Here is a 22,798-nt window from a genome sequence, read left to right as displayed (position 1 = left end):
TCACGCACTTGGACCAACCGGAGTTCACCGTCCTCGTGCGCCGCCCACCAGGCTGACCTGCCCAAAGCCGACAAAGCGGGCACGAGGTCGAGCCCGGAGCCGCTCGTCACGACGACGATCGGCGCCTCGATCGGCTCGACGGTCTTCGCGAGGTCCGCGACGGGGTCGCCGGCCACGAGGCGGGGCGGGTTCTTGCGCAGCACCCCGGCCGCCACGCCGAACAGCCGCAGCTTCTCCGGCTGGTCCGCCCAGACGCACGCCTCGAGCCACGCGTAGGCGTCCTCGTCGGTGAGGTCGGCGGGCGCGGCGCCGATGCCCGCCTTCGCGGCCACCTTCACCGTCTTGGGGAGCTTCGGCAGCGTCGCGCCGGGGGCGAGCTCCAGCGCGCAGTGCAGGCCCAGCGCGGCCTTGGCGGGCCCGGCGACGACCTGGCCCGCCTCGGCGGTCTGGTAGCGGTACGAGTACTGGTCGAGCCCGAGCAGCAGGCCCGCCGTGGTGGCGGCCTCCACGAGCCCGATCGGCCCGCCCGCCTGCTTCGCCGCGGCGGCGACCGCCGGGTAGAGCAGTGCCGCGCGCCGCACCTCGTTGGTCTGGACCACCTGCGAGGCCACGAGCGCCCGCACGCGGTCGCCGCGTTCGAGCAGGAAGTCGCGGAACAGCGGCCAGGTGTTCTCGTCCGCGCCGTAGGTGCCGCCGAGCGACGGGTAGTAGTGGGAGAGCTGGTGGAACGGCTCGGCCTGCACCAGCCGGTGCGCCGCCGCCAGCAGGAGCTCGCCCGTGGCGGCGTCCTCACCGGCGGCGGTCAGCAGACCGGCGACCTCCGGATCCTCGGCGGCGCGCGACGCGAGGTGCTCGTAGAGCGGTGAGACGCCGGACGCCTCCTCCGCGAACTCGCGCAGTCGCTGCCGTGCCAGGTCCAGAGACGTCACGTCACTTCCCCACAATCAGTCGGACAGAGGTTCGGGGCGTCCCGGCTGCTCGCCTCCGCGGGCCTCGCCGTAGGACTGCTTCGGCACCATGACCTTGCGCCTGAAGATGCACACGACCGTGCCGTCCTGCTTGTAGCCGCGAGTCTCCACGTGGACCACGCCCCTGTCGTCCTTGGACTTGGACGGCGTCTTGCCGAGCACCTCGGTCTCACCGTAGATCGTGTCGCCGTGGAACGTCGGCTTCACGTGCCGCAGGGACTCGATCTCGAGGTTCGCTATGGCCTTGCCGGAGACGTCGGGCACGGACATGCCCAGCAGCAACGAGTAGATGTAGTTGCCGACGACGACGTTCTTGCCGAAGTCGGTCGTGTTCTCCGCGTAGTTCGCGTCCATGTGGAGCGGGTGGTGGTTCATGGTGAGCAGGCAGAACAGGTGGTCGTCGTACTCCGTCACCGTCTTGCCGGGCCAGTGCTTGTAGACCGCGCCGACCTCGAACTCCTCGTAGTACCGACCGAACTGCACCGCGCCTCCAGCTACGTGTGATCGAGATCTGTCCCGGGTGGGGAGACAGTCTTCACACGGAGGGAGTACCCTCGGCAACCGGTGTGTGAGGATTTCCACCACCAGTGACTTCGCCCCGAGGAGGTGAGGACCCCTAAATGAGCAAGGACCCCCACCCTGCCAGTACCAGGCGCGTCCTCACCGAGGTGGCTTTCTAGTTCCGTCTAGAACGTTCCAGTTCCACCGGGTCAGGACGCCCGTCGTGCATCAGCACTTCACGTCGGCGTGTGTACCTGGAGGAACTCACCATGCCCAGCCTGCCCTCGATCCGCGGACGGGGAAACCAGCGCGTCCCCGCGGGGCACGTCCCGCACGTCCCCGTCCCGTTGTCGCACTACGTGGTCGACTGCGCCGTGTACGTCGACGGCAAGCGCTTGCCCGGCCGGTGGACGCACACCGACGCCGTCAAAGAGGTGCGCAAGCGCAAGGACGGGTTCGTCTGGATCGGCCTGCACGAGCCGGACGCCGAGCAGATCGAGGGCATCGCCGAGACGTTCGGGCTGCACGAGCTCGCGGTCGAGGACGCGGTGCACGCGCACCAGCGGCCGAAGCTCGAGCGGTACGACAACACGCTGTTCATGGTCTTCAAGACCGTCCGCTACGTGACGAACGAGTCGCCCGACACCGCCAACGAGATCGTCGAGTCCGGCGAGATCATGGTGTTCCTGGGCAAGGACTTCGTGATCACCGTGCGGCACGGCAACCACTCCGGGCTGTCGAAGCTGCGCCACGTGCTGGAGGCCGACCCGGAGCGCCTGGAGATCGGGCCCGCCGCGGTGATGCACGCGATCGCCGACCAGGTCGTCGACAACTACCTCGAGGTCACCGACCACGTCGAGGACGACATCGACCGCATGGAGGAACGGGTCTTCGCGCCGCGCACCGAGGTGAGCGCGGAGCAGATCTACATGTTCAAGCGCGAGGTGGTGGAGCTGCGCCGCGCGGTCATGCCGCTCGCGAACCCGTTGCGCCGCTTGGCGGAGGGCTACACGCCGCTCATCCCCGAGCAGGTGCGGGCGTTCTTCCGCGACGTCGACGACCACCTCACCGAGGTGGCCGAGCGCGTCACGGCGTTCGACGAGCTGCTGACGACGCTGGTCGACGCGACGCTCGCGAAGATCACGCTGCAGCAGAACACCGACATGCGCAAGATCACCTCGTGGGTCGCGATCATCTCCGTGCCCACCATGGTCGTCGGCGTGTACGGCATGAACTTCGACTACATGCCCGAGCTGAAGTGGAAGTTCGGGTACCCGCTGATCATGAGCCTGGTCCTGGTGGCCTGCCTGACCCTCTACCGAATACTGCGCCGAAATCGCTGGCTGTAGTTCCGATTTCGCTCGCTTTTCCCAGTGGTAGAAGAGGTTCGTCATGACCAGGCTGCTCACCAACATCCGCTTCTGGATGCTCGCCTTCCTGCTCTGCTGGATCACCACCGTCTTCGTGCTGATCAGCGGAACGCCCTGACGTGCGCCACCGGCTGACCAACCCGCGGTTCTGGATCATGGTGTTCGCCGTGGGCTGGTTGCTGATGGTGTTCGCGTCCATCGCCTTCTGGCCGGAGCCGGGCGGGGAGTCGCCGGACGAGCTGGCGGCGGAGGTGACGAAGGCGTTGCGCGCACACGACTTCCACCAGCTGCAGCCGTTGCTCGCGCTCGGCGGTGAGGACGTCGCGAAGTCGACCGTCGAGCACCTCCGGGCCGCGCAGGTGGAGCGCGGTTTCTACCGCGACGGTGCCGTCGTCGTCGAGTACACGCACGCCGGCACCCGCGCGGAGTTCCGGCTGCCCGTCGAGGTGCAGGACGGGCGGTTCGTGGTGAACCCGGTGCTCACTCCCACGGGCTGACCTCCCAGGTGAACGGGGTGCCGTGGCCCGCGCCGTGCCCGAGGCGCAGCGAGAGCCCGGCGGGCCACAGCCTGAGCAGCAGCTCGAACCGGTGGCCGGCGTCCCGGCCGCCTGCGCGGCGGGGTTCGAAGACCAGCAGTGCCAACGGGGTCTGCGGCGTCGCCTTCGCCGCCGCGTCCGCGAGCACGGCCCTGCCCCGCGCGCGGTCGGCGGGTGAGACGTACTGCCACACCACCGAATGCCACACGACGGTGAGCACGTCGTGTTCGGCGTGGGCGAGCTGCCGCGCGAGCCACGCCGGACCCGGTGACCGCTCGACCGGCACGGGGTCGGTGGCGGCGAGGGCGAGCGCGGCGCGCAGCCGGTCCCACCGCCGCACCTGGTCGGCCCAGACGAACGAGCTCAGGTGCAGCCGTCCGTCCTCGGTGGACACGTCGACGGGGTCGAGGTCGCAGCCCGCCCGTCCGGTGACGCGCAGCCGCCGGCCGAGGTCCGCCGGCGGCCTGCCGGTCCACTCGGGGTCGAGGACGAGGGGGCTGTCCGGGTCGCCGAGGACGGTGCCGCCCAGCCGGTAGCCGACGCGGTGCGGGCGCAGGTTGAGCCCGCCGCTCGCGCCGACCTCCAGCAGCCGGACGCCGAACGGCACCGCGCGGCCCGCGGCCTTCGCGGCCTCCTGCGCGGCGACGAGCAGGCCGCCGTAGAGGGGTGCGTTGCGGCCCGGTTCGTTGGTCTGCACGGCCGTGGCGCGGACTCGCTGCCGGAGCAGATCGGCGTGGCGGTGCAGGGCGGGCAGCGCGTCCTGCCACAACGCGGGCAGGTCGGGTGTGCCGCCGGCGGTCGGGTAGTGCCGTGCGAGAGCGGGCGCGCGTCCTTCGAGCACGAGCCGGTGCACCGCACCCGCGAACCGCAGGCCGGGCACCGTTGCGTCCCGGTCGTGCTCGGAGCCCGCCATGATCGCGGCCGTGACACCGCCCCGCACGAGGTCGTCCGCGGCGTCGCGCAGGAGGCGGTGGGTCAGGGGGCTGTGCTCGCGGCACCGGTGGGCGGCCGCGGCGAACTGCTCGGCAAGCACGGCGTCGACGCTAGTGGGCGAAGTGTGCCGCGTCATCCGCGCGGAACCTCATTACGCTGCTGGGATGGTTCGGGTGCTCGCGGTGGCGGACGAGATCGTCGAACAGCTGTGGACCGCGCAGGTCCGGTCGTTCGACGTCGACCTGGTGCTCGCGGCGGGCGACCTGCCGTTCGACTACCTCGCGTTCCTGGCCGACGCGCTGGAGAAACCGCTGGTGTTCGTGCCCGGCAACCACGACGCCGACCTGTCCGGGTTCTCGAACGTGCGCGGCCTGTGGACCAGGGCGGGCGTGCCGGTGCGCTGGCCGGGGCCGGCCGGGGCGGTGAACGCCGACGAACGGGTCGTCGACGTCGCCGGCCTGCGCATCGCGGGCCTCGGTGGTTCGATCCGCTACAACAAGGGCCCGAACCAGTGGACGGAACGGCAGCAGGCCCGCCGCGCGCGCCGGGTGTCCCGGCTGGCGGCGTGGCGCAGGCTGCGGGACGGACGTGGCGTGGACGTGCTGCTGACCCACTCGCCGCCGCGGGACTGCGGCGACGAACCCGACGCGCCGCACCGCGGGTTCGAGTGCTTCCGCGGCCTGGTCTCGCGGTTGCAGCCGTCAGTGATGCTGCACGGCCACATCCACCCGCACGGCGTTCCGCGGCCGGACCGCGAGCTGGGCTCCACCCGCGTGGTCAACGTGGTTCCGCAGAAGCTGCTGGACATCTCGGGAGGTCGCGATGAGACGTGACACCGGTTTCCCCGTCGCCGACGCGGAGAACGACTTCCTGCGGGCCCGCCGCCGCCAGGTGATGTCGCGCCTCGCGGCCTGGCTGCGCCGCGAACCGGACGACGTGAACATCATGCTGCCGTTCCACGAGGTCGTGGACGCGCTGGGCATGGTGTCCGAGAAACGCCTGGGGCTGCAGTCGATCCGGCTCGACTCGATCGTGGGCAGCGTCGACCGCACCCGCGACTTCGACCGCCGCTTCCGCCCGACCTCCGGCCGCGTCCGCGAACGCTGGCAGCGCCTGGCGCTGGCCGCGCGCCGGGGCGAGGCCGTGCCGCCGATCACGGTGTACCGCGTCGGGGAGCTGCACTTCATCGTCGACGGCCACCACCGGGTCTCCGTCGCGCACGCCCTGGGCCTGACGGTGATCGACGCCTACGTGACGCAGGTGGTCACGCGGATCAACTCCGCCGGCATCCGCTACCGCGGCGACCTGATCGTGAAGGACTACCGGCGGCTGTTCCTCGACCGCGTGCCGCTGAGCGGCGAGGCCCGTGCGGCGGTCGTGCTCTCGGACCCGTGGGACTACGCCGAGCTCGGTGAGCACATCGAGGCGTGGGGGTTCCGGCTGATGCAGGACACCGGGTCGTTCCTGGACCGCTCGGAGATCGCGCGGCGCTGGTACGCCGACGAGTACAAGCCGGTCGTCGCGATGCTGCGGCAGGCGGACATGATCGGGGACCGGACCGAGACCGAGGCCTACATGTGGGTGGCGGCGGAGCGGTACCGGTTGATCAGGACGCACCGGTGGGACGCCGCGGTGATCGACGCGGTGCGGGAGGAGACGCAGTCGCACGGACGGCGTTGACCGGCCCGGACGGGCGGTCGGCGCCGGCCGGGATCCGGTGAACGCCCGCGCGGTGCGGTCAAGCGGCGGTCCGCAGCGCGCCGAACGGCCACGCGCTGCGCCGAGCGGTCCGGCCGTGCACGGCCTGAGGACCACCGCCGCTGTCGCCTGCGGGCCGGTCAGCGGGGCGCCATGCGCGGGCCGTCGGCCTCGGGCAGCGGACGTGCCTGGTCGAGGACTTCGTCGGTGTACTTGTCCAGCAGGCGCGTGCCGATCTGCTGCGCGTAGCCGAAGATGACCGCCCACAGCAGCAGTGCCGCCGCCGACGGGATGCCGATCAGCCCGCTCGTGACCCCGGCGCCCAGCGCCAGGATGCCGACGACCGCCAGCGCCGCGCCCAGCATGATCTTGATCAGCGCCTGGTAGCCGATCATCACGTACGGCGAGAGCGACGGCCGGCGGCGCAACAGCAGCACGACGGCCGCCAGCACCGCCCCGAACGCGCCGAGCACCTGCACCAGCCACACGTCCACACCGGACGCCTTGGCCGTGCCGCCGGGGCACACGGTCGGCAGCGCGTTCTCCTTCGGGTCGACGCAGAGCGGGATGATCCCCGGCTTCACGATGCCGACGACCCCCAGCACGGTGTTGATGAAGAACAACACCAGCGACGCCGCGATCAGCTTGTTGCGCAGGGCCCGGGAACCCGCGTGCGCGAAGTCGGAGTTGTCGTAGGCCGCCCGCAGCGCGTCCACGACGATCGCGCGTTCCACCGCGGGCGTGAACTCCCCCGGCCGCAACGCCTCCAGGGCCCGGCGGCGCGGATCGTCGTCGTCGAGGTACTGCGCCACGCGCGCCTGCAACCCCGGCAGCCGCCCCAGGAAGCCGCGCTCGGCCGAGATCGTCGCCACCTCGGCCTCGTGCAGCGCACGCCAGGCGCGTTCGATGTACCAGCCCGACCACCACGACGGCACCATGCGCCACCACGGCTCGCGATCGCTCAGCATCGCCTCCACGACCGACGCCTGCTCCTCGGCCGTACGGCGCCACACGTCGCCCTCGGGATCGATCGGGTCGGACGGGCCGAGCGCAGCCAGATCCGCGCGCACCCGGTCCAGCCGGGACTGCACGACGAGTCGCCAGTCGGTCACTCTGGGTTTACGTTCGGCCATGTCCCGATGGTGACAGGCAGCGCCGGCGATGTCGGCGGCCATCCGTGTGACGTGCGCAAACGTGGTCGCGGTTCGCATTTCCGGTGGACGGGCGACTCGGGGAGCCGGCGCCTACCCAGGGTGAGCGGTCGGCGAAGTTCGCCACCGGCGACCACGGCAGGACGCGCAACGGGGAGGCGCCGCCCGGCGCGGAGCGGCGCCTCCCCTGCGCGGCCTAGGCGGTCTGCGAAGGCTCCACCAGCGCACGGAGCCGGGGAGGCATCCTCTTCTCCAGCCCGTACGGTTCGAGGTGGGCCTGCAGCACGCCCGTGAACGCCCGCTCGACCGAAGCGGTGTCCCAGTTGTCGCTCTCCAGGATCGGCTGCTTGAAGTACGGCTGCCCCACGATGTGGAGCTGGCGGCCGTTGCAGCGGACGACCTGGCCGGTGATGCCCTCCGCGCGGTCCGAGAGCAGGAACAGCACCAGCGGCGCCACCTTGCCCGGCGTGCGGTCGGCCGGGATGGCGCGCAGGGACCGTTCCGACTTCCACACCATCCGCGTGTGCGCGACGGGGCACACGGCGTTCACGCGGATGCCCTCGGACTCGAGGTCGAGGGCCCAGGAGTAGCTCAGGGAGGCCACCGCGCCCTTGGTCGCCGAGTAGGTGCCGAGCTTGCGCTGGCCGAAGGAGGCGCCGGAGGAGATGTTGATGATGGAACCGCCGCCGGTGGCGCGCATGGCGCGCATCGCCGCGACGCCGACGTAGATGACGCCGAGGACGTTCACCTCGACCACGTGCTTGATGGTCTCGGGGTCGTCTTCCCACGGGGCGGTCTCGTAGTTCAGACCGGCGTTGTTCACGAGGCCGTCGACGCGGCCGAACTCGTCGACGCACAGGTCCACGATCTTGGCCGCCTCGCTGGGGTCGGCGACCGTGTGGTTCGAGGCGACGGCGCGGCCGCCGTAGCCCCTGATGTGCTCCGCGACCCGTTCCGCCAGGTCGCCATCGTTGTCGTTGACCACCACCGACGCACCCGCGAGGGCCGCGTGCATCGCATAGGCCTCGCCGAGACCTCGGCCGCCCCCGGTGATGACGACCGCTTTGCCGTCCAGGATCCCCATTGCACGCTCTCTTTCCTCACTCAGCGGCGGTTCGGACCCCCCTGTGGCTGTGCACCCGCCTTCGACAAGCGTGCTGACGAACGGAAGCGGCGTAGTACATGGTTTCGATGAGATGACGCTGCCGAGCGCCCAGTGGTGAACCGAGTTCGGTCCGGCAGTTGGCCCCGACTGATCGGCCCACCAGCACCTGGGGCGGAGGTCCTAACCCGATCGAGTGACACGAACGGGCCGCTCCCCCGAGTGGGAAAGCGGCCCGCTGCAACGAGAGTTCACCGTTCCGTGTAGGTCAGGTTCTTTCCGCTCGACGGGTCGAAGAGCTGCACCTTGTCGGCGTCGAACCAGATGTCCGAAGAGGCCCCTTCGACCGCCCCGGACGCCGAGGACAGGCGCGTCACGAGCGAGATGCCGTCGCCCGGCACGTCGTCCGATCCCGCGTCCGCCGCGAGCTCCTGCAGCTCGGCCGAGGCCGCCTGTTCTCCCGTGAGGTTGAAGTAGGCGTACTTGTCCGAGCCCATCGACTCCAGCACGTCCACCTGGGACGTGAACTTGCCGCCGGCCGACAGCTTCGCCGGCTCGACCAGTGCGGCGTCCTCGAAGTGCTCGGGGCGGATGCCCAGGATCACCTCGCGCGGCGCGTCCGCGGACTCGACCAGCCGGCGCACCCGGTCCGTCAGCGTGACGTCGCCGATCACCGACCGCAGCGCGCCGTTCTCGAGCGTGGCCGGCACGAAGTTCATCGACGGCGAGCCGATGAAGCCCGCGACGAACAGGTTCGCCGGCTGGTCGTAGAGGAACTGCGGCGCGCCGATCTGCTGCACGACACCGCCGCGCATGACGACGACCCGGTCGCCGAGGGTCATCGCCTCGGTCTGGTCGTGCGTCACGTACACCGTGGTCGTGCCGAGCTGCTTCTGCAGGCGCGACACCGAGGTGCGCATCTGCACGCGGAGCTTGGCGTCCAGGTTGGACAGCGGCTCGTCCATGAGGAACGCCTTGGGGCTGCGCACGATCGCGCGGCCCATCGCCACGCGCTGCCGCTGGCCACCGGACAGGTTGGACGGTTTGCGGTCGAGGTGCTGCGAGAGGTCGAGGATCTCCGCGGCCTCCTTGACCTTCTTCTCGACCGTCGCGTTGTCCACCTTGGCCAGCCGCAGCGGGAAGGCCATGTTCTCCTTCACCGTCATGTGCGGGTAGAGCGCGTAGGACTGGAACACCATCGCGATGTCGCGGTCCTTGGGCGCCCGCTCGTTGACGCGCTGCCCGCCGATGCGCAGCTCGCCGTCGGTGATGTCCTCCAGGCCCGCGATCATGTTGAGCGTGGTGGACTTCCCGCAGCCGGACGGCCCGACCAGGATGATGAACTCGCCGTCGGCGATCTCCAGGTTGACCTCCTGCACGGCCAAAGCACCGTCGGGGTACCTCTTGGTCACCTTGTCCAGAACGATCTCTGCCATTGGTTCAACTCACCCCTTGACGGCGCCGGAGGTCAGGCCGGCGACGATCCGGCGCTGGAAGAACAACACGAAGAGGATGATCGGGATGGTGATCACGACGGCGGCCGCCGCGATCGACCCGGCCGGGTCCTCGAACTGCGAGCTGCCGGTGAAGAACGACAGCGCCACCGGCACGGTCCGCGACTGCTCGGTCGAGGTGAGCGAGATCGCGAACAGGAAGTCGTTCCAGCAGAAGATGAACACCAGGATGGCCGTCGTGAACACGCCCGGCGCGGCGAGCGGCGCGATGACGCGGCGGAACGCCTGCCCCGGCGTCGCTCCGTCCATCTTGGCCGCCTTCTCGAGCTCCCAGGGGATCTCGCGGAAGAACGCCGACAGGGTGTAGATCGCGAGCGGCAGCGCGAACGTGATGTACGGCAGGATCAGGCCGGGCCACGTGTCGAAGAGGCCGAGCGAGCGCTCGATCTCGAACAGCGGGGACACCAGCGAGACCTGCGGGAACATCGCGATCAGCAGCGAGACGCCCACCAGCAGGTTCTTGCCGGGGAAGTCGAGCCGCGCGATGGCGTAGGCGGCCATCGTGCCGAACACCACGGCGATCGCGGTCGCGATGATCGCGATGCCGATGGAGTTGATCAGTGCCCGCGTGAACTCCGAGGTGGAGAAGATGTTCTGGTAGTTCTCCAGGCTCCACTCGCGCGGGATGAAGTTGCCGTCGGCGAGGGTCGCCGAGGACTTGAACGACAGCGACACGATCCACAGCACCGGGAACAGCGCGTAGATCACGACGACCGCGTTGAGGACGCCCCAGCCGACCTTCTTGCCGGTGGTCTCAGCTCCTCCGATGCCTGCCATCAGCGCTTCCCCCCGTCGTCGCTGCCGGGAGCAGCGGTGCCGAAGAGCTTGATGAACACGAACGCGATGATCGCGACCATGATGAAGATCAGCACGGACATGGTCGACCCGATGCCGAGGTTCAAGCCCTTGATGAGGTTGTTGTAGGTCAGCATCGACACCGACGACGTGCCCTGCGATCCCGCGGTGAGCACGAAGAGGTTGTCGAAGATGCGGAACGCGTCGAGCGTGCGGAACAGCAGTGCCACCAGGATCGCCGGCTTCATGATCGGCACGGTGATCCGGATGAACCGCTGCCAGCCGCTCGCGCCGTCCATCGCGGCGGCCTTGAGCAGGTCGTCCGGCACGAGGGCCAGACCGGCCATCAGCAGCAGGGCCATGAACGGCGTGGTCTTCCAGATCTCCGCGAGGCCCACGACCATGAGCGCGGGGATCTTCTCCGTCAGCACCGGGTCGCCGCCGAGGGCCTCGGCGAGGTAGCCGGTGCCGGGCGTCCAGGCGAAGCGCCAGGAGAACGCGGCCACGACCGTCACGATGCCGTACGGGATCAGCGTCGTCGTGCGGACGATGCCGCGGCCCACGAGGGCGCGGTGCATGATCAGCGCGAGCGACATGCCCAGCACCAGTTCGATCGCGACGGTGACGACGGTCAGCAGCACCGTCACCCACACCGCGTTCCACCAGTACGGGCTGCTGAGCACCGTGACGTAGTTGTCGAACCAGATCCACTCGGTCCGGTCGGGGAACTTCAGGTCGAACCTCTGCATCGACAGCAGCAGCGAGTAGAGGATCGGCCAGCCCGTGACCGCGACCATGGTGATGGCGGCGGGTGCGCAGAGCAGCCAGCCGAGCCTGCGCTCGGCCTTCTTGCCCTCGCTCAGCGCGGTCTTCTTCTTGGCGGCGGCGGGTGCCGGCGAGGCACCGGACGCTGCTGCCGAGTCCTGCGTGGTCGTCTGGCTCACGGCAGCACTCCCTTGGAGTCGAGAGCGTCCTGCAGTTCCTTGCGCAACCGGTCGGCCGTCGCTTGCGGGTCGATGTTCGCGGGCGGCGACAGGATCGTGGAGATCACCGTCGAGACGTTCTGGTAGGCGGGCGTGCTCGGTCGCGCGCTCGCGTTCTCCAGCGTCTTCTTGATGTCGTCGCGCATCGGGTAGGCCTCGGCCATCTCGGGTTCGTCGTAGACGGACCGGATGGTCGGCGGCACACCGTCCTTGAGCGCGGCGAGCTTCTGGTTCTCCGCGCTGCGCAGGCACACCACGGCGTCGAAGGACTCCTCGGTGTGGGTGGTGTAGTTGCTGACGGCGTAGTTGATCCCGCCGACGGTGACCTTCGCCTGGTCACCGCTGAGCGCGGGGTACGGCGCCCACTTGAAGTTCTTCGCGAAGTCCGGCTTCTTCTGCGCCGCCGCGTAGACGTACGGCCAGTTGAGCTGGAACGCCGCTTGCCCGTTCTCCATGGCGAGGCGCGCGTTGTCCTCGGCCGCGTTGGAGAACGACGGGTCGATCGCCTTGGACGTGGCGAGCTTCTTCAACGCCGCCAACGCTTCCACGGCCTTGTCGTCGACGATGGCCTTGGTGCCGTTCTCGTCGAGGATCGTGCCGCCGTTGGAGTTGACGAGGGTGTTGTAGAGCACGACGAGCCCCTCGTACTGCTTGCCCTGCGCGACGATCCGGCCGGGCTTGCCCTCCGCCACCAGCGCCTCGGCCGCGGAGATCATCTCGTCCCACGTCTTCGGCGGCGTGGGCACGAGGTCGGAGCGGTACCAGAGCAGCTGGACGTTGGTGTTGTCCGGAGCCCCGTACAGCTTGCCCTCGTAGGTCGCCGTCGCGAGCGGCGCGGGCAGCGTGTCCTCCGACACCGTGGACTTCACCGAGCCGGTGAACTCCTTGATCCAGCCCGCCTTGGCGAGCTCTGCCGTCCACGTGACGTCGAGCCCGAGGACGTCCATGCTGTCGTCCTCGGCCGCGAGTCTGCGCACCATCTGCTCGCGCTGACCGTCCGCTTCCCGCGGCAGCTTGTTGTAGACGATCTTGTAGCGCCCGCCGGCCTTCGCGTTGCAGTTGTCGACAACCGACTGGAAGTTCTCCTGCGGATATTTGTAGACGTTGACGGTGATCCCGTCGCTGTCCGAACCGCACGCCGTGATCGTGGACGCCGCGAGCAATGCGGCCCCCACGCCGGCGGCGGCTCGATAGCGCCGTGTCGCACCCATCGGCCCAGCCTCCTTCCCGACTGCACGGAGGAGCCAGACCGCAGCGCCCGGCACCTCGTCGTGCCACCGGCCGCACCGGGCGGACCGGTCAACCGAACCTAGGCCCGGTGATCACCTGCCGCAACCAAGGGAAGCAACGATTCAGAACCAATGGCCCGGCTGACACCTCAGGAACCGGGGTTCACGGGCCGCATCGCGAGCTTCGCGAGCAGGTCACGGCCCTTCTCGGCCGACTTCGGGTGGCAGAGGACGTCATACCTGCCCGCCACGAGCTGGGAGGCGGACTGGAAGTCCCGCTTGCCGCGCGCCGACCCGTAGCCGACCGCGGCGAAGACGAGGCCGAAGAACACACCGGTGATCAGACCGGTCAGCACGGGCCCGACCGTGACGCCGGGCTCGGGGCTGAAGAGGGTGAGCAGCAGGCCGACGAAGAGACCGAACCACGCACCGCTCGCGGCACCGGTCATGAGCACCCGGCTCCAGGTCAGCTTGCCGGTGACCCGTTCGACGAGCATGAGGTCGACGCCGACGACGGTGATGTCCTGCACCGGGAAGTCCTCCAGCGCGAGGAAGTCGACAGCGCGCTGCGCCTCCTCGTAGGTGCCGTACGAGCCGACCGGCCACCCGGTGGGCGGGGTCGGCAGGCGGGGCGGGACGCCGGGCCGGTTCGGGTTGGCGAACGGACTCGTCACAGGGACCACCTCTGTCGGACGCTGATCGTTCCATCCTGCCAAAGCCCGGTGCGCGGTGCTCGGACGCCTACGGGTGTTTTGCCGGGTTACGCCGGGAAGGCGATCTCGACCCGCCGCGTGAAGGCCCGGCGGGACCGCGCGGGGGAGTCCCAGCGGTGCCCGGTCAGTGCAGGACGGGCCGGAGGAACTCCGTCAGCGCGCGCAGTGCGTCCTCCGGCACGTCGTCGAGGTGCTCGGTGAGCTGCAGGAGGATGCGTCCCCCGCCCAGGTCCTGCACCGAGAAGCACGGTGCCGACGAGCAGACCTCTTGCACGCCACCCAGAGCGGCGACCTGGCGCGGGCCGAGCAGCGTCGCCCAGTGCGGGCCGCGGGCCAGTTCCGCCGCCATGAACAACGACTCGTCCAGCCCCACGCCGGCGGCCACCTCGTGCGCGGTCCGCACGCCCGCGCGGTCGAGCGTGATCCAGCCTCCGCAGGCGCGCACGAGCGCGGCACCGGAGCGCAGCGCCGAGAGCCAGCCCTGTTGTGCGGCAAGGGAGATCCAGCCGCCGAACAGCGAACGGGAGGCGGTGACCACGACCTGGTGCGGGAATGCGGGGTCGTCCTTGATCAGGACCTCCGCCGACCAGCCGTCCTCGACCAGCGGCAGGCCCTGGAAGTCGAGCCGCACCAGCTGCACGCGCAGGAACGGCGGCAGGTCGGCGAGCGCGGCCGTCCACGACGGGAGGGTGAACTCACCGGTGGAGAGCAGCAGGCGGGCGTAGCCGGGCGGGCCCCACGGGGTCGTGTCGGACGGCGTGTAGTCGCGGGCCACCGCGACGAGCTCCTCCACCGACGCCGGGCACAGCGGCGCGAGCAGGTCCGTGAACAGGGACCCGAACCAGGCGGCCAGCGCGGGGCGGTCGACGCCGGAGAACGTGTCCAGCTCCAGGCGGACGACGTGCGGCGGCGACACCGGTCTCGGGAGCGTCAGGTCTGTGCTCAAAGTGAGCGAACCTTACTTCTCGCGAGGACCGGCCGTTAGGGGCCAGACTCGTGAATCTTTGGCCCCTAACGGGCGAACCGTCAGCCCCGCGACCGGTAATCGCGCAGCAGGCCGCGGGAGATGATCGTCTTCTGGATCTCCGACGTGCCCTCGCCGATCAGCAAGAACGGCGCCTCGCGCATCAGGCGCTCAATCTCGTACTCCTTCGAGTAGCCGTAGCCGCCGTGGATGCGGAACGCCTCCTGCGTCACCTCGGCGCAGTACTCGGACGCGATGAGCTTGGCCATGCCGGCCTCGACGTCGTTGCGCTGACCCGAGTCCTTGAGCCGCGCGGCGTTGACCATCATCAGGTGCGCGGCCTCGACCTTGGTGGCCATCTCGGCGAGCTTGAACGCGATGGCCTGGTGCTCGGAGATGGCCTTGCCGAACGTCGTGCGCTGCTGCGAGTACTCGATGGCGAGCTCGAACGCGCGGATCGCGATGCCACACGCGCGGGCGGCCACGTTGACGCGGCCGACCTCGACGCCGTCCATCATGTGCCGGAAGCCCTGGCCCGTGACGCCGCCCAGGACCTGGTCCTCGGCGATGGAGAAGCCGTCGAACACCATCTCGGTGGTGTCGACGCCCTTGTAGCCCATCTTGTCGATCTTGCCGGGGATCGTGAGTCCCGGCACGACCTCGCCGTAGCCCTCGGGCTTCTCCACGAGGAACGTCGTCAGGTTCTGGTGCGGCTTCTCCGCGCCCTCGTCGGTCTTCACGAGCACGGCGGTGAGGTTGGACGTGCCGCCGTTGGTCAGCCACATCTTCTGGCCGTTGATCGTGTAGCCGTCCGGGCCCCTGACGGCCTTGGTGCGGATCGCGGCCACGTCGGAGCCCAGTTCGGGCTCGGACATGGAGAACGAGCCGCGCACCTCGCCGGCGGCCATGCGCGGCAGGTACTTCTGCTTCTGCTCGGGCGTGCCGTGCTGCTTGAGCATGTGCGCCACGATGAAGTGGGTGTTGATGACACCGGAGACGCTCATCCAGCCGCGCGCGATCTGCTCGACCACCAGCGCGTAGGTCAGCAGCGACTCGCCGAGCCCGCCGAACTCCTCGGGGATCGTGAGGCCGAAGAGACCCATCTCCTTCATGCCGTCGACGATGTCGGCGGGGTAGGTGTCGCCGTGCTCCAGCGCCTGGGCGTGCGGGATGATCTCCTTGTCCACGAACGTGCGCACGGTCGCGAGGATTTCTTCCTGGATGTCCGTGAGACCCGCTGTCTGGGCGAGGCGCGCCATCGCACTTCCCTTCCGAAGCAAGAGTTACCGGCGAGTATGGACCGGTTAACGCTCGTTCGCGACCGAGGTGTGCTCTCCGCAACAGCCCCGCGACCGCTGTACCGAAACAGCACCGCTGCCAGGTGCAATCGCGCACCCGTGCAGGACGAATGACGGGTGTGGAGCTTAAGATCCCGGCTCACCACACCTAGGGGGACCAGCGATGACCTACGACCCGTACAACCCGAAGCAGGACCCGTACGGCCAGCCCGACCCGTACGGCCAGCAGCAGCCCTACGGCCAGCCCGGCGCCTACGGGCAGCCCGGCGCGTACGGCCAGCCGATGTACGGGGGTTACGGGTACGCACCGCCCAAGCCGCAGACGAACGCGGTCCTCGCGCTGGTGCTGTCGTGCGTCGGGTTCGTCACCTGCGGTGTGACGTCGATCGTGGGCGTCATCTTCGGCCACATCGCGATGGCGAAGATCAAGCGAGGCGAGGAGGACGGCCACGGCATGGCGGTCGCCGGGCTGATCGTCGGCTACGTCGTCATCGCCGGGTGGCTGGCCTACGCGGCGTTCATCGTCATCGCGCTCATCGCGGCAGCGAACCAGGCGACCTACTGACGGAGAGCTCAGCCCGCGAGGGCGGTCTCCAGGGTTCCGCCGCAGTGGCGGCAGACGTCGGCGAACACGTGGACGTCGGCGTGACATCCGGGGCAGCTGCGGAAGCTGCGCTCGAGCAGGTCGTCCTCACGACGCTTGAAGAGCCGTAAGCGTTTGCCCGTCTTGCCGTTACTCGAACGTGACATGCCGACGAGCATGCGCTCCCCAGGGGGCCGTCGCGCAAACTCCGGTGACGGATTGTGCGTCACCTCACCCGTGTCGAACGCGGCCTGTGACGGTCGAACACGTCCGGTCACGTCGGGGGTGAAATGACGCACAATCCGTGACGAGGCTCAGTCTTCGGGCGGCGACCACACGTTCGCGCGAGCCATCCCCGCGGCCCGTCCCTTGCCGGAGATCACCAACGCCATCTTGCGCGACGCCTCGTCGATCATCTCGTCGCCGAGCATCACCGCGCCGCGCTTCCCGCCCGCCTCGGACGTGTAGTACTCGTAGGCGTCGAGGATGTTCTCGGCGTGGTCGTAGTCGTCCTGCTTCGGGCTGAAGACCTCGTTGGCCGCCTCGATCTGGCCGGGGTGCAGCACCCACTTGCCGTCGAACCCCAGCGCCGCCGAGCGGCCGGCCACGCGCTTGTAGCCGTCGACGTCGCGGATCTGCAGGTACGGGCCGTCGATGGCCTGCTTGTCGTGGGCCCGCGCGGCCATCAGGATCCGCATCAGGATGTAGTGGTAGGCGTCGCCGACGTCGTAGCCGGGCGGCTGCTCGCCGACCACGAGCGACTTCATGTTGATCGACGCCATGAAGTCCGCCGGGCCGAAGATGATCGTCTCGACGCGCGGGGACGCGGTGGCGATCGCGTTGACGTTGTTGAGCCCCAGGGCGTTCTCGATCTGCGCCTCGATGCCGATCTTGCCGACCTCGTAGCCCATCGTCTTCTCGATCTGCGTGATCAGGAAGTCGAGCGCCACGACCTGCTCGGGCGTCTGGACCTTCGGCAGCATGATGCAGTCGAGGTTCGCGCCCGCGCCCTCGACGACCTCGGTGACGTCGCGGTAGGTCCACTCCGTCGTCCAGTCGTTGACGCGCACGACGCGGGCCTTGCCGTCCCAGCCGCCCTCGTTGAGCGACGCGACGATCGTCTTGCGGGCGTCCGGCTTGGCCAGCGGGGCGCAGGCGTCCTCCAGGTCCAGGAACACCTGGTCCGCCGGCAGCGTGCGCGCCTTGTCGATCATCTTCTGGCTCGAGCCGGGGACCGCCAGACACGAGCGACGGGGACGCTGCTGGTCGACCACCTGAGTACCTCCTCGTACCGGCCGGTAACTACGAGCGCCACAGTGGCACGCCGCGTCGCGGGACGCATGTCCGCTGAGTCCCGTCTCACAAACCCTGGCAGTCTGAACCGGTGGAGATCACCCGCGTACTCGACGCCGCGCTGCGGAAGGCGGCTGCCGTCTGGATCACCTCACCCGGCCACGAGCCGCGCCTCGTGCACGCGCACTGGCGCGACGACGCGTTGTGGGTCATCAGCGGCGGCACCGAGCCGGAGGCGCCGCTGACCGACGGCGCCCAGGTCACCGTCACCGTCCGCTCCCCCAGCACGCACTCGCACCTCATCGACGCGAAGGCCACCGCGCAGCTGGCCGAGCCCGACGAGGAGACCGCGCAGGCGTTGAGGACCGCGCGCCTCAACACGAAACCGGCCTGGGACGCGGTGTACCGCCTGGAGTTCAGCGCATGATCACCGTGCCGGCCGGCTTCGGGCTGGAGCTCGGCGAGGGTGCGCCCGAGTGGGTCGCCCGGCTGCCGGCGCTCGCCACCAAGGCCTGCGCCCGCTGGCGGCTCACCCCGGACGGCCCGCTGATGCACGGCTTCTGCGCCGTCGTGCTGCCGGTCCGCCTGGCCGACGGTCACCCGGCCGTGCTGAAGCTGACCTGGGTCGACGCGGAGACCGAGCACGAACCGCTCGCGTTGCGCCTCTACGACGGCAACGGCGCGGTGCGGCTCCTCGGCCACGACGCCGAGCTCGGCGCGTTGCTGCTGGAACGCCTCGACCGGCACTCGCTCGACGACGAACCGGTCGACCTCGCCATCGGCGTGCTCGGCGAGTTGCTCCGCCGCCACCGCGGGATCACCGCGCCCGCCGAGGTCCGCCGGTTCCGCGACACCCTGCCGGCCGACCACCCGGTGGTCGGGCGCAGGCTGCTCGACGCCGCCCGCGAAGCCGGCACGCGGCCGATGGGCACGACGCTCGTCAACGAGGACCTGCACTACCAGAACGTGCTGCGCGGCGACCGCGAGCCGTGGCTGGTGATCGACCCGAAACCGCTGTCCGGCGACCCCGAGTACAGCGTGATCCCGTTGCTGTGGAACAGGTTCGGTGAACTGGCCGGCGACCGGGGGCTGACCGGGAGGTTCCTGGCCGTCTGCGACGCGGGCGAGCTCGACGCCGAGAAGGCGCGGGGCTGGACGTTGCAGCGCGCCGTCGCCAACTGGATCTGGTGCCTGCGGGAGGGCGTGGACGACATGGCGGTGATCTGCGCCGACATCGCCCGGTGGGCGGCCTCCACCTGATCTAGCCTGGTCGGGTGGTGGCTGTGAACCGGATCTTCATCGCTCAGCTGGCCGGACTCCCCGTGTTCGGTCCCGACGGCGAACCCATCGGCAAGGCCCGCGACGTCGTGATCAGCCTCCGCATCGACCGGCAGCCGCCGCGCGTGCTCGGCATGGTCGTCGAGCTGGTCACGCGGCGGCGGATCTTCGTGCCGATGCTGCGGCTCACGTCGATCGAGCCCAACGCCGTGACGCTCGCGACCGGGTCGGTGAACCTGCGGCCGTTCCACCAGCGGGTCAACGAGGTCCTGGTGATCGGCGAGCTGCTCGACGCCAAGATCCAGCTCGACGACGGCGGCACCGCGGCCGTGGTCGACGCCGCGATGGAGCTCACCCGCACCCGCGACTGGCGGATGGCCCGCGTCGCCGGCCGGGAGCGCACCGGCCGGTTCAGCCTCAAGGGCCCGGTGCAGGTGTGGAACTGGGAGGACGTCGGGGGCCTGAGCGTCAACGAGATCGCGGGCCAGCCGCAGGGCGCGCAGCAACTGGTCGCGGTGTTCGAGGGCATGCGCGCGGCGGACGTCGCGCACGCGCTGCACGAGCTGCCGCCCAAGCGCCGCCACGAGGTCGCGGACGCGCTCGACGACGAACGGCTCGCCGACGTCATCGAGGAACTGTCCGAAGAGGACCAGAAGGACGTCCTGTCGCACCTGGACGAGGAACGCGCCGCGGACATCCTGGAGGCGATGGACCCGGACGACGCGGCGGACCTGCTGGGCGAGCTGGCCGAGGGCACCAAGGACCGGCTGCTCGAGCTGATGGAACCCGAGGAGTCCGAACCGGTCCGGCGGCTGCTCGAGTACTCCTTCGACACCGCCGGCGGTCTCATGACCCCGGAACCGATCATCCTCACACCGGACGCGACCATCGCGGAAGCGTTGGCACGGGTGCGAAATCCCGACCTCACGCCCGCGCTCGCGTCGATGGTCTTCGTGTGCCGCTCCCCCTCCGCGACCCCGACCGGCCGCTACCTGGGTTGCGTGCACATCCAGCGGCTGCTGCGCGAACCGCCGTTCGACCTCGTCGCCGGGGTGCTCGACACGAACATGGCGTACCTGTCGCCGAACGCGTCGCTGTCCGACGTGACGCGCTACTTCGCCACCTACAACCTGGTGTGCGCGCCGGTGCTCGACGAGACTGAGCACCTGCTCGGCGCGGTGACCGTCGACGACGTGCTGGACCACCTGCTGCCGGACAACTGGCGCGAGACGGGACTGAGCCATGCCTGAACTGCTGCCGCGGCGCAGACTCGACCTGCCGCGCGAACCGCGGGGCTTCCGCCTGTCGATCGACCCGGACGCGTTCGGCCAGTTCTCCGAACGGCTCGCGCGCTTCCTCGGCACGGGCAAGTTCCTGTTCTGGCAGACGCTCATCGTCGTCGCGTGGATCGTGGTGAACCTGGTCGCGGTGTCGCTGCGCTGGGACCCGTACCCGTTCATCCTGCTCAACCTGGCCTTCTCGACGCAGGCCGCCTACGCCGCGCCGCTGATCCTGCTGGCGCAGAACCGGCAGGACGACCGGGACCGCGTGTCGCTGGAGGAGGACCGGGCGCGGGCGGCGCAGACCAAGGCGGACACGGAGTTCCTGGCGCGGGAGCTCGCGGCGCTGCGGATCGCGGTCGGCGAGGTGGCGACGCGCGACTTCATCCGCGGTGAGCTGGAGAAGCTCGTGAAGGAGCAGAACAACATGAAGAAGGTCAGGCCCTGACGGTCAAGCCCTGACGGTCAGGCCCTGACCAGGCCGCTCGCGACCAGGTCGTCCAGCACGTCGTGGATCGCCGGAGCGGTCTCGGCGTGCGCGCGGTACTCGGCGCGCGTGACGTAGGTCAGTTCGGCGATCTCGCTCGTCGGTCGCGGCGTGCCCTGCACCTGTGCCGTGAAGCAGGTCATGTCGACGATCGCGCCTTCGCCCTCGCCGTAGGCGGGTGCGACGTAGCGCTTGAGTTCCGACGGTCCGTCCAGCTCGGTCCCGAGCTCCTCGCGCACCTCGCGGCGAAGCGCTTCGACGGGCGTCTCGTCCGGCTCGATCTTGCCGCCGGGGAGGTAGAAGGCCTTCTTGTTGCGTGAGCGCACAACGAGGAGGCGGCCGGCCTCGACGTGCACCAGTCCCACCACCGTGATCACGGGAACAGGTCGTCCGCTGCCAGGCGGTCGCACGTCCGCCCGAACGCCTCGAGCTCACCGGGGCCGAAGCTCTCCCCGAAGTGCTCGGCGACGCCGGCGAGGTGGGTGGTGGAAGCGCTGCGGAGGCGTTCGGCGCCCAGCGGTGTGAGCACGGCCACGATGCCGCGTCCATCACCGTCGGCGCGTTCGCGCCCCACGAGGCCCGCACGTTCCAGGCGGTCCACCAGGCGGGTCACGCCGGAACGGGACAGCAGGACGGCGTCGGCCAGTTCGGTCATGCGCATGCGCATGGAAGGCGTCTCGGCCAGTTGGACCAGCACGTCGTACGCCGCGAGCGAAAGGCGCTGCTCAGCAATCAGTTCGGCCTCGAGGACCCTCGTGATCCGTGCATGCGCGCGGAGAAACGATCGCCACACCCCGAGCTCGACACGGGTGGGCAACCGGGAACTACCCGATTCCGGCACGGGCGTCGATGTTACGGACAGCTCGCTCCCGGCCACGACCTGGCCCTGTGCTGGAAAGTGACCGGCCGGTAGGAGGGGCGCGAACCGGACGTAGCATGGATCGGTGACCACCACGCAGCCCCTCCCCACGGTCGAGGACGTCCGCAAGGCGCTCTCCGGCGTGCAGGACCCCGAGATCCGCCGTCCGATCACCGAGATCGGCATGGTCAAGGACGTCGAGGTCGCCGCGGACGGCGCCGTCGTGGTCGGCATCTTCCTGACCGTCGCCGGCTGCCCGATGCGCGACAAGATCACGAAGGACGTCACCGCCGCGGTGACCGCTCTCGACGGCGTCACGTCCGTGAAGGTCGACCTCGACGTCATGAGCGACGCCCAGCGCACCGAGCTCCGCAAGACCCTGCGCGGCGGCACCGAGGAACCGGTCATCCCGTTCGCCCAGCCCGGGTCCCTGACCCGCGTGTACTGCGTGGCGTCCGGCAAGGGCGGCGTCGGCAAGTCGTCGGTCACCGTGAACCTGGCCGTGGCGATGGCCGCGCGCGGCCTGTCCGTCGGCATCGTCGACGCCGACATCTACGGCCACTCGATCCCCCGCATGCTCGGCGCGGACGGCAAGCCCACCCAGGTCGAGAAGATGATCATGCCGCCGCAGTCGCACGGCGTGAAGGTCATCTCGATCGGCATGTTCACGCCGGGCAACACGCCCGTCGTGTGGCGCGGCCCGATGCTGCACCGCGCGCTGCAGCAGTTCCTCGCGGACGTGTTCTGGGGCGACCTGGACGTGCTGCTGCTCGACCTGCCGCCCGGCACCGGCGACGTGGCGATCTCCGTGGCCCAGCTCGTGCCGAACGCCGAGATCCTGGTCGTGACCACGCCGCAGCAGGCCGCCGCCGAGGTGGCGGAGCGCGCCGGGTCGATCGCGCTGCAGACGCGGCAGCGGATCGCCGGTGTCATCGAGAACATGTCGTGGCTGGAGATGCCCGACGGCTCCCGCATGGAGGTCTTCGGCTCCGGTGGCGGCGAGGCCGTCGCGGAGTCGCTGACGAAGGCGATCGGGTCCGACGTGCCGCTGCTCGGCCAGGTGCCGCTCGACCCGCGCCTGCGGGAGAACGGGGACACGGGCACGCCGATCGTGCAGGCCGTGCCGGACTCGGCCGCCGCGCAGGTGCTGTCCGAGGTGGCGAAGAAGCTGAGCGTCCGGTCACGCGGTCTCGCCGGCCGGTTGCTGAACGTCTCGCCCGCCGGTCGCTAGACCTTCCGAACCTGAAAAGGGCCCTCCCGCTC

Annotated in this window: 26 protein-coding genes; 10 read left to right on the top strand and 16 right to left on the bottom strand. The window is 69.8% G+C overall.

Annotated elements, in window-relative coordinates:
• Together ACFWGZ_RS24725 and ACFWGZ_RS24720 are read right to left on the bottom strand one after the other, a co-directional pair.
• The coding region (locus ACFWGZ_RS24725; RefSeq protein ID WP_382453944.1) for a DUF2332 domain-containing protein at positions 1-929 on the bottom strand (929 nt) is incomplete at its 3' end.
• Between the two features lie 15 nt (positions 930-944).
• The gene (locus ACFWGZ_RS24720; RefSeq protein WP_382453943.1) at positions 945-1,451 is read right to left on the bottom strand and encodes a MaoC family dehydratase; all 507 of its coding nucleotides are present in this window, start codon (positions 1,449-1,451) and stop codon (positions 945-947) included.
• A 287-nt stretch (positions 1,452-1,738) separates the two neighbouring features.
• Between ACFWGZ_RS24720 and corA the strand changes: the two genes are divergently transcribed.
• Both corA and ACFWGZ_RS24710 read left to right on the top strand, forming a co-directional pair.
• The gene (gene corA / locus ACFWGZ_RS24715) at positions 1,739-2,818 is read left to right on the top strand and encodes a magnesium/cobalt transporter CorA (protein WP_382453942.1); all 1,080 of its coding nucleotides are present in this window, start codon (positions 1,739-1,741) and stop codon (positions 2,816-2,818) included.
• 140 nt (positions 2,819-2,958) lie between these two features.
• Positions 2,959-3,336, top strand: coding sequence for a hypothetical protein (locus tag ACFWGZ_RS24710; RefSeq protein ID WP_382453941.1), 378 nt, complete (start codon positions 2,959-2,961; stop codon positions 3,334-3,336).
• On the opposite strand, the gene ACFWGZ_RS24705 is transcribed toward ACFWGZ_RS24710, so the two are convergent.
• On the bottom strand, positions 3,320-4,408 hold the full coding sequence (locus ACFWGZ_RS24705; protein ID WP_382453940.1) for a DUF2332 domain-containing protein: 1,089 nt from the start codon (positions 4,406-4,408) through the stop codon (positions 3,320-3,322). The two genes, ACFWGZ_RS24710 and ACFWGZ_RS24705, sit on opposite strands and share 17 nt — an antisense overlap.
• A 64-nt stretch (positions 4,409-4,472) precedes the next feature.
• On the opposite strand from ACFWGZ_RS24705, the gene ACFWGZ_RS24700 reads away from it, so the two are divergent.
• Together ACFWGZ_RS24700 and ACFWGZ_RS24695 are read left to right on the top strand one after the other, a co-directional pair.
• A complete protein-coding gene (locus tag ACFWGZ_RS24700) occupies positions 4,473-5,141 on the top strand; it encodes a metallophosphoesterase (RefSeq protein ID WP_382453939.1) in 669 nt (222 codons plus the stop codon).
• Positions 5,131-5,988, top strand: coding sequence for a chromosome partitioning protein ParB (locus ACFWGZ_RS24695; RefSeq protein ID WP_382453938.1), 858 nt, complete (start codon positions 5,131-5,133; stop codon positions 5,986-5,988). Before ACFWGZ_RS24700 ends, ACFWGZ_RS24695 begins: the two co-directional genes overlap by 11 nt.
• Before the next feature lie 158 nt (positions 5,989-6,146).
• On the opposite strand, the gene ACFWGZ_RS24690 is transcribed toward ACFWGZ_RS24695, so the two are convergent.
• From ACFWGZ_RS24690 to ACFWGZ_RS24650, 9 genes are all read right to left on the bottom strand, one after another.
• Entirely contained in the window at positions 6,147-7,139 is a 993-nt protein-coding gene (locus tag ACFWGZ_RS24690; RefSeq protein ID WP_382453937.1) for a hypothetical protein, read from the bottom strand.
• A 214-nt stretch (positions 7,140-7,353) separates the two neighbouring features.
• Complete coding sequence (locus ACFWGZ_RS24685; protein WP_382453936.1) at positions 7,354-8,241, bottom strand: SDR family NAD(P)-dependent oxidoreductase; 888 nt, start codon at positions 8,239-8,241, stop codon at positions 7,354-7,356.
• A gap of 269 nt (positions 8,242-8,510) precedes the next feature.
• The gene (locus ACFWGZ_RS24680; protein WP_382453935.1) at positions 8,511-9,695 is read right to left on the bottom strand and encodes an ABC transporter ATP-binding protein; all 1,185 of its coding nucleotides are present in this window, start codon (positions 9,693-9,695) and stop codon (positions 8,511-8,513) included.
• Positions 9,696-9,704: 9 nt separating this feature from the next.
• The gene (locus ACFWGZ_RS24675) at positions 9,705-10,550 is read right to left on the bottom strand and encodes a carbohydrate ABC transporter permease (protein ID WP_382418775.1); all 846 of its coding nucleotides are present in this window, start codon (positions 10,548-10,550) and stop codon (positions 9,705-9,707) included.
• Positions 10,550-11,512, bottom strand: a complete 963-nt coding sequence (locus ACFWGZ_RS24670; RefSeq protein ID WP_382453934.1) for a carbohydrate ABC transporter permease — start codon at positions 11,510-11,512, stop codon at positions 10,550-10,552. The genes ACFWGZ_RS24675 and ACFWGZ_RS24670 overlap by 1 nt, the downstream gene beginning before the upstream one ends.
• Complete coding sequence (locus tag ACFWGZ_RS24665; RefSeq protein WP_382453933.1) at positions 11,509-12,762, bottom strand: ABC transporter substrate-binding protein; 1,254 nt, start codon at positions 12,760-12,762, stop codon at positions 11,509-11,511. Before ACFWGZ_RS24665 ends, ACFWGZ_RS24670 begins: the two co-directional genes overlap by 4 nt.
• Positions 12,763-12,929: 167 nt before the next feature.
• Positions 12,930-13,454 carry a general stress protein gene (locus ACFWGZ_RS24660; RefSeq protein ID WP_382453932.1) on the bottom strand — a complete coding sequence of 175 codons (525 nt, stop codon included), beginning with the start codon at positions 13,452-13,454 and terminating at the stop codon, positions 12,930-12,932.
• A gap of 163 nt (positions 13,455-13,617) precedes the next feature.
• Positions 13,618-14,439: a hypothetical protein gene (locus ACFWGZ_RS24655; RefSeq protein ID WP_382453931.1), complete on the bottom strand. Its 822-nt coding sequence runs from the start codon at positions 14,437-14,439 to the stop codon at positions 13,618-13,620.
• A gap of 80 nt (positions 14,440-14,519) precedes the next feature.
• The gene (locus ACFWGZ_RS24650) at positions 14,520-15,716 is read right to left on the bottom strand and encodes an acyl-CoA dehydrogenase family protein (RefSeq protein WP_382453930.1); all 1,197 of its coding nucleotides are present in this window, start codon (positions 15,714-15,716) and stop codon (positions 14,520-14,522) included.
• A 202-nt stretch (positions 15,717-15,918) separates the two neighbouring features.
• Between ACFWGZ_RS24650 and ACFWGZ_RS24645 the strand changes: the two genes are divergently transcribed.
• Positions 15,919-16,320 (top strand): DUF4190 domain-containing protein, encoded by a 402-nt coding sequence (locus ACFWGZ_RS24645; protein WP_382453929.1) that lies wholly within the window; start codon positions 15,919-15,921, stop codon positions 16,318-16,320.
• An 8-nt stretch (positions 16,321-16,328) separates the two neighbouring features.
• On the opposite strand, the gene ACFWGZ_RS24640 is transcribed toward ACFWGZ_RS24645, so the two are convergent.
• Together ACFWGZ_RS24640 and ACFWGZ_RS24635 are read right to left on the bottom strand one after the other, a co-directional pair.
• A complete protein-coding gene (locus tag ACFWGZ_RS24640; RefSeq protein ID WP_382453928.1) occupies positions 16,329-16,505 on the bottom strand; it encodes a hypothetical protein in 177 nt (58 codons plus the stop codon).
• A 147-nt stretch (positions 16,506-16,652) separates the two neighbouring features.
• On the bottom strand, positions 16,653-17,612 hold the full coding sequence (locus tag ACFWGZ_RS24635; RefSeq protein ID WP_382453927.1) for an HpcH/HpaI aldolase/citrate lyase family protein: 960 nt from the start codon (positions 17,610-17,612) through the stop codon (positions 16,653-16,655).
• A gap of 110 nt (positions 17,613-17,722) precedes the next feature.
• Between ACFWGZ_RS24635 and ACFWGZ_RS24630 the strand changes: the two genes are divergently transcribed.
• From ACFWGZ_RS24630 to ACFWGZ_RS24615, 4 genes are read left to right on the top strand one after another with little or no spacing between them, the layout of a single operon-like run.
• Complete coding sequence (locus ACFWGZ_RS24630; protein WP_382453926.1) at positions 17,723-18,058, top strand: hypothetical protein; 336 nt, start codon at positions 17,723-17,725, stop codon at positions 18,056-18,058.
• A complete protein-coding gene (locus ACFWGZ_RS24625; RefSeq protein WP_382453925.1) occupies positions 18,055-18,891 on the top strand; it encodes an aminoglycoside phosphotransferase family protein in 837 nt (278 codons plus the stop codon). Before ACFWGZ_RS24630 ends, ACFWGZ_RS24625 begins: the two co-directional genes overlap by 4 nt.
• 14 nt (positions 18,892-18,905) lie before the next feature.
• Positions 18,906-20,159 carry a magnesium transporter MgtE N-terminal domain-containing protein gene (locus tag ACFWGZ_RS24620; protein WP_382453924.1) on the top strand — a complete coding sequence of 418 codons (1,254 nt, stop codon included), beginning with the start codon at positions 18,906-18,908 and terminating at the stop codon, positions 20,157-20,159.
• Positions 20,152-20,637, top strand: a complete 486-nt coding sequence (locus ACFWGZ_RS24615) for a DUF1003 domain-containing protein (RefSeq protein ID WP_382453923.1) — start codon at positions 20,152-20,154, stop codon at positions 20,635-20,637. The genes ACFWGZ_RS24620 and ACFWGZ_RS24615 overlap by 8 nt, the downstream gene beginning before the upstream one ends.
• Before the next feature lie 17 nt (positions 20,638-20,654).
• On the opposite strand, the gene ACFWGZ_RS24610 is transcribed toward ACFWGZ_RS24615, so the two are convergent.
• Together ACFWGZ_RS24610 and ACFWGZ_RS24605 are read right to left on the bottom strand one after the other, a co-directional pair.
• Positions 20,655-21,053, bottom strand: a complete 399-nt coding sequence (locus tag ACFWGZ_RS24610) for an NUDIX domain-containing protein (RefSeq protein WP_382453922.1) — start codon at positions 21,051-21,053, stop codon at positions 20,655-20,657.
• Positions 21,050-21,517, bottom strand: coding sequence for a MarR family winged helix-turn-helix transcriptional regulator (locus tag ACFWGZ_RS24605; protein ID WP_382453945.1), 468 nt, complete (start codon positions 21,515-21,517; stop codon positions 21,050-21,052). Before ACFWGZ_RS24605 ends, ACFWGZ_RS24610 begins: the two co-directional genes overlap by 4 nt.
• Before the next feature lie 103 nt (positions 21,518-21,620).
• Between ACFWGZ_RS24605 and ACFWGZ_RS24600 the strand changes: the two genes are divergently transcribed.
• The gene (locus tag ACFWGZ_RS24600) at positions 21,621-22,766 is read left to right on the top strand and encodes an Mrp/NBP35 family ATP-binding protein (RefSeq protein ID WP_382453921.1); all 1,146 of its coding nucleotides are present in this window, start codon (positions 21,621-21,623) and stop codon (positions 22,764-22,766) included.
• Positions 22,767-22,798 lie beyond the last annotated feature (32 nt).

Source organism: Lentzea sp. NPDC060358 (genome assembly GCF_042725365.1).
Taxonomy (GTDB): Bacteria; Actinomycetota; Actinomycetes; order Mycobacteriales; family Pseudonocardiaceae; genus Lentzea.
This window is presented reverse-complemented; position numbering and strand designations above follow the sequence as displayed.

What these genes read in the sequence shown, in the direction of transcription:
- ACFWGZ_RS24695 (WP_382453938.1), top strand. Translation starts at nt 5,131, where the DNA reads ATGAGACGTGACACCGGTTTCCCCGTCGCCGACGCGGAGAACGACTTC.
- ACFWGZ_RS24700 (WP_382453939.1), top strand. Translation starts at nt 4,473, where the DNA reads ATGGTTCGGGTGCTCGCGGTGGCGGACGAGATCGTCGAACAGCTGTGG.
- ACFWGZ_RS24690 (WP_382453937.1), bottom strand. Translation starts at nt 7,139, where the DNA reads ATGGCCGAACGTAAACCCAGAGTGACCGACTGGCGACTCGTCGTGCAG.
- ACFWGZ_RS24625 (WP_382453925.1), top strand. Translation starts at nt 18,055, where the DNA reads ATGATCACCGTGCCGGCCGGCTTCGGGCTGGAGCTCGGCGAGGGTGCG.
- ACFWGZ_RS24650 (WP_382453930.1), bottom strand. Translation starts at nt 15,716, where the DNA reads ATGGCGCGCCTCGCCCAGACAGCGGGTCTCACGGACATCCAGGAAGAA.
- ACFWGZ_RS24680 (WP_382453935.1), bottom strand. Translation starts at nt 9,695, where the DNA reads ATGGCAGAGATCGTTCTGGACAAGGTGACCAAGAGGTACCCCGACGGT.
- ACFWGZ_RS24665 (WP_382453933.1), bottom strand. Translation starts at nt 12,762, where the DNA reads ATGGGTGCGACACGGCGCTATCGAGCCGCCGCCGGCGTGGGGGCCGCA.
- ACFWGZ_RS24640 (WP_382453928.1), bottom strand. Translation starts at nt 16,505, where the DNA reads ATGTCACGTTCGAGTAACGGCAAGACGGGCAAACGCTTACGGCTCTTC.
- corA (WP_382453942.1), top strand. Translation starts at nt 1,739, where the DNA reads ATGCCCAGCCTGCCCTCGATCCGCGGACGGGGAAACCAGCGCGTCCCC.
- ACFWGZ_RS24675 (WP_382418775.1), bottom strand. Translation starts at nt 10,550, where the DNA reads ATGGCAGGCATCGGAGGAGCTGAGACCACCGGCAAGAAGGTCGGCTGG.
- ACFWGZ_RS24615 (WP_382453923.1), top strand. Translation starts at nt 20,152, where the DNA reads ATGCCTGAACTGCTGCCGCGGCGCAGACTCGACCTGCCGCGCGAACCG.
- ACFWGZ_RS24645 (WP_382453929.1), top strand. Translation starts at nt 15,919, where the DNA reads ATGACCTACGACCCGTACAACCCGAAGCAGGACCCGTACGGCCAGCCC.
- ACFWGZ_RS24685 (WP_382453936.1), bottom strand. Translation starts at nt 8,241, where the DNA reads ATGGGGATCCTGGACGGCAAAGCGGTCGTCATCACCGGGGGCGGCCGA.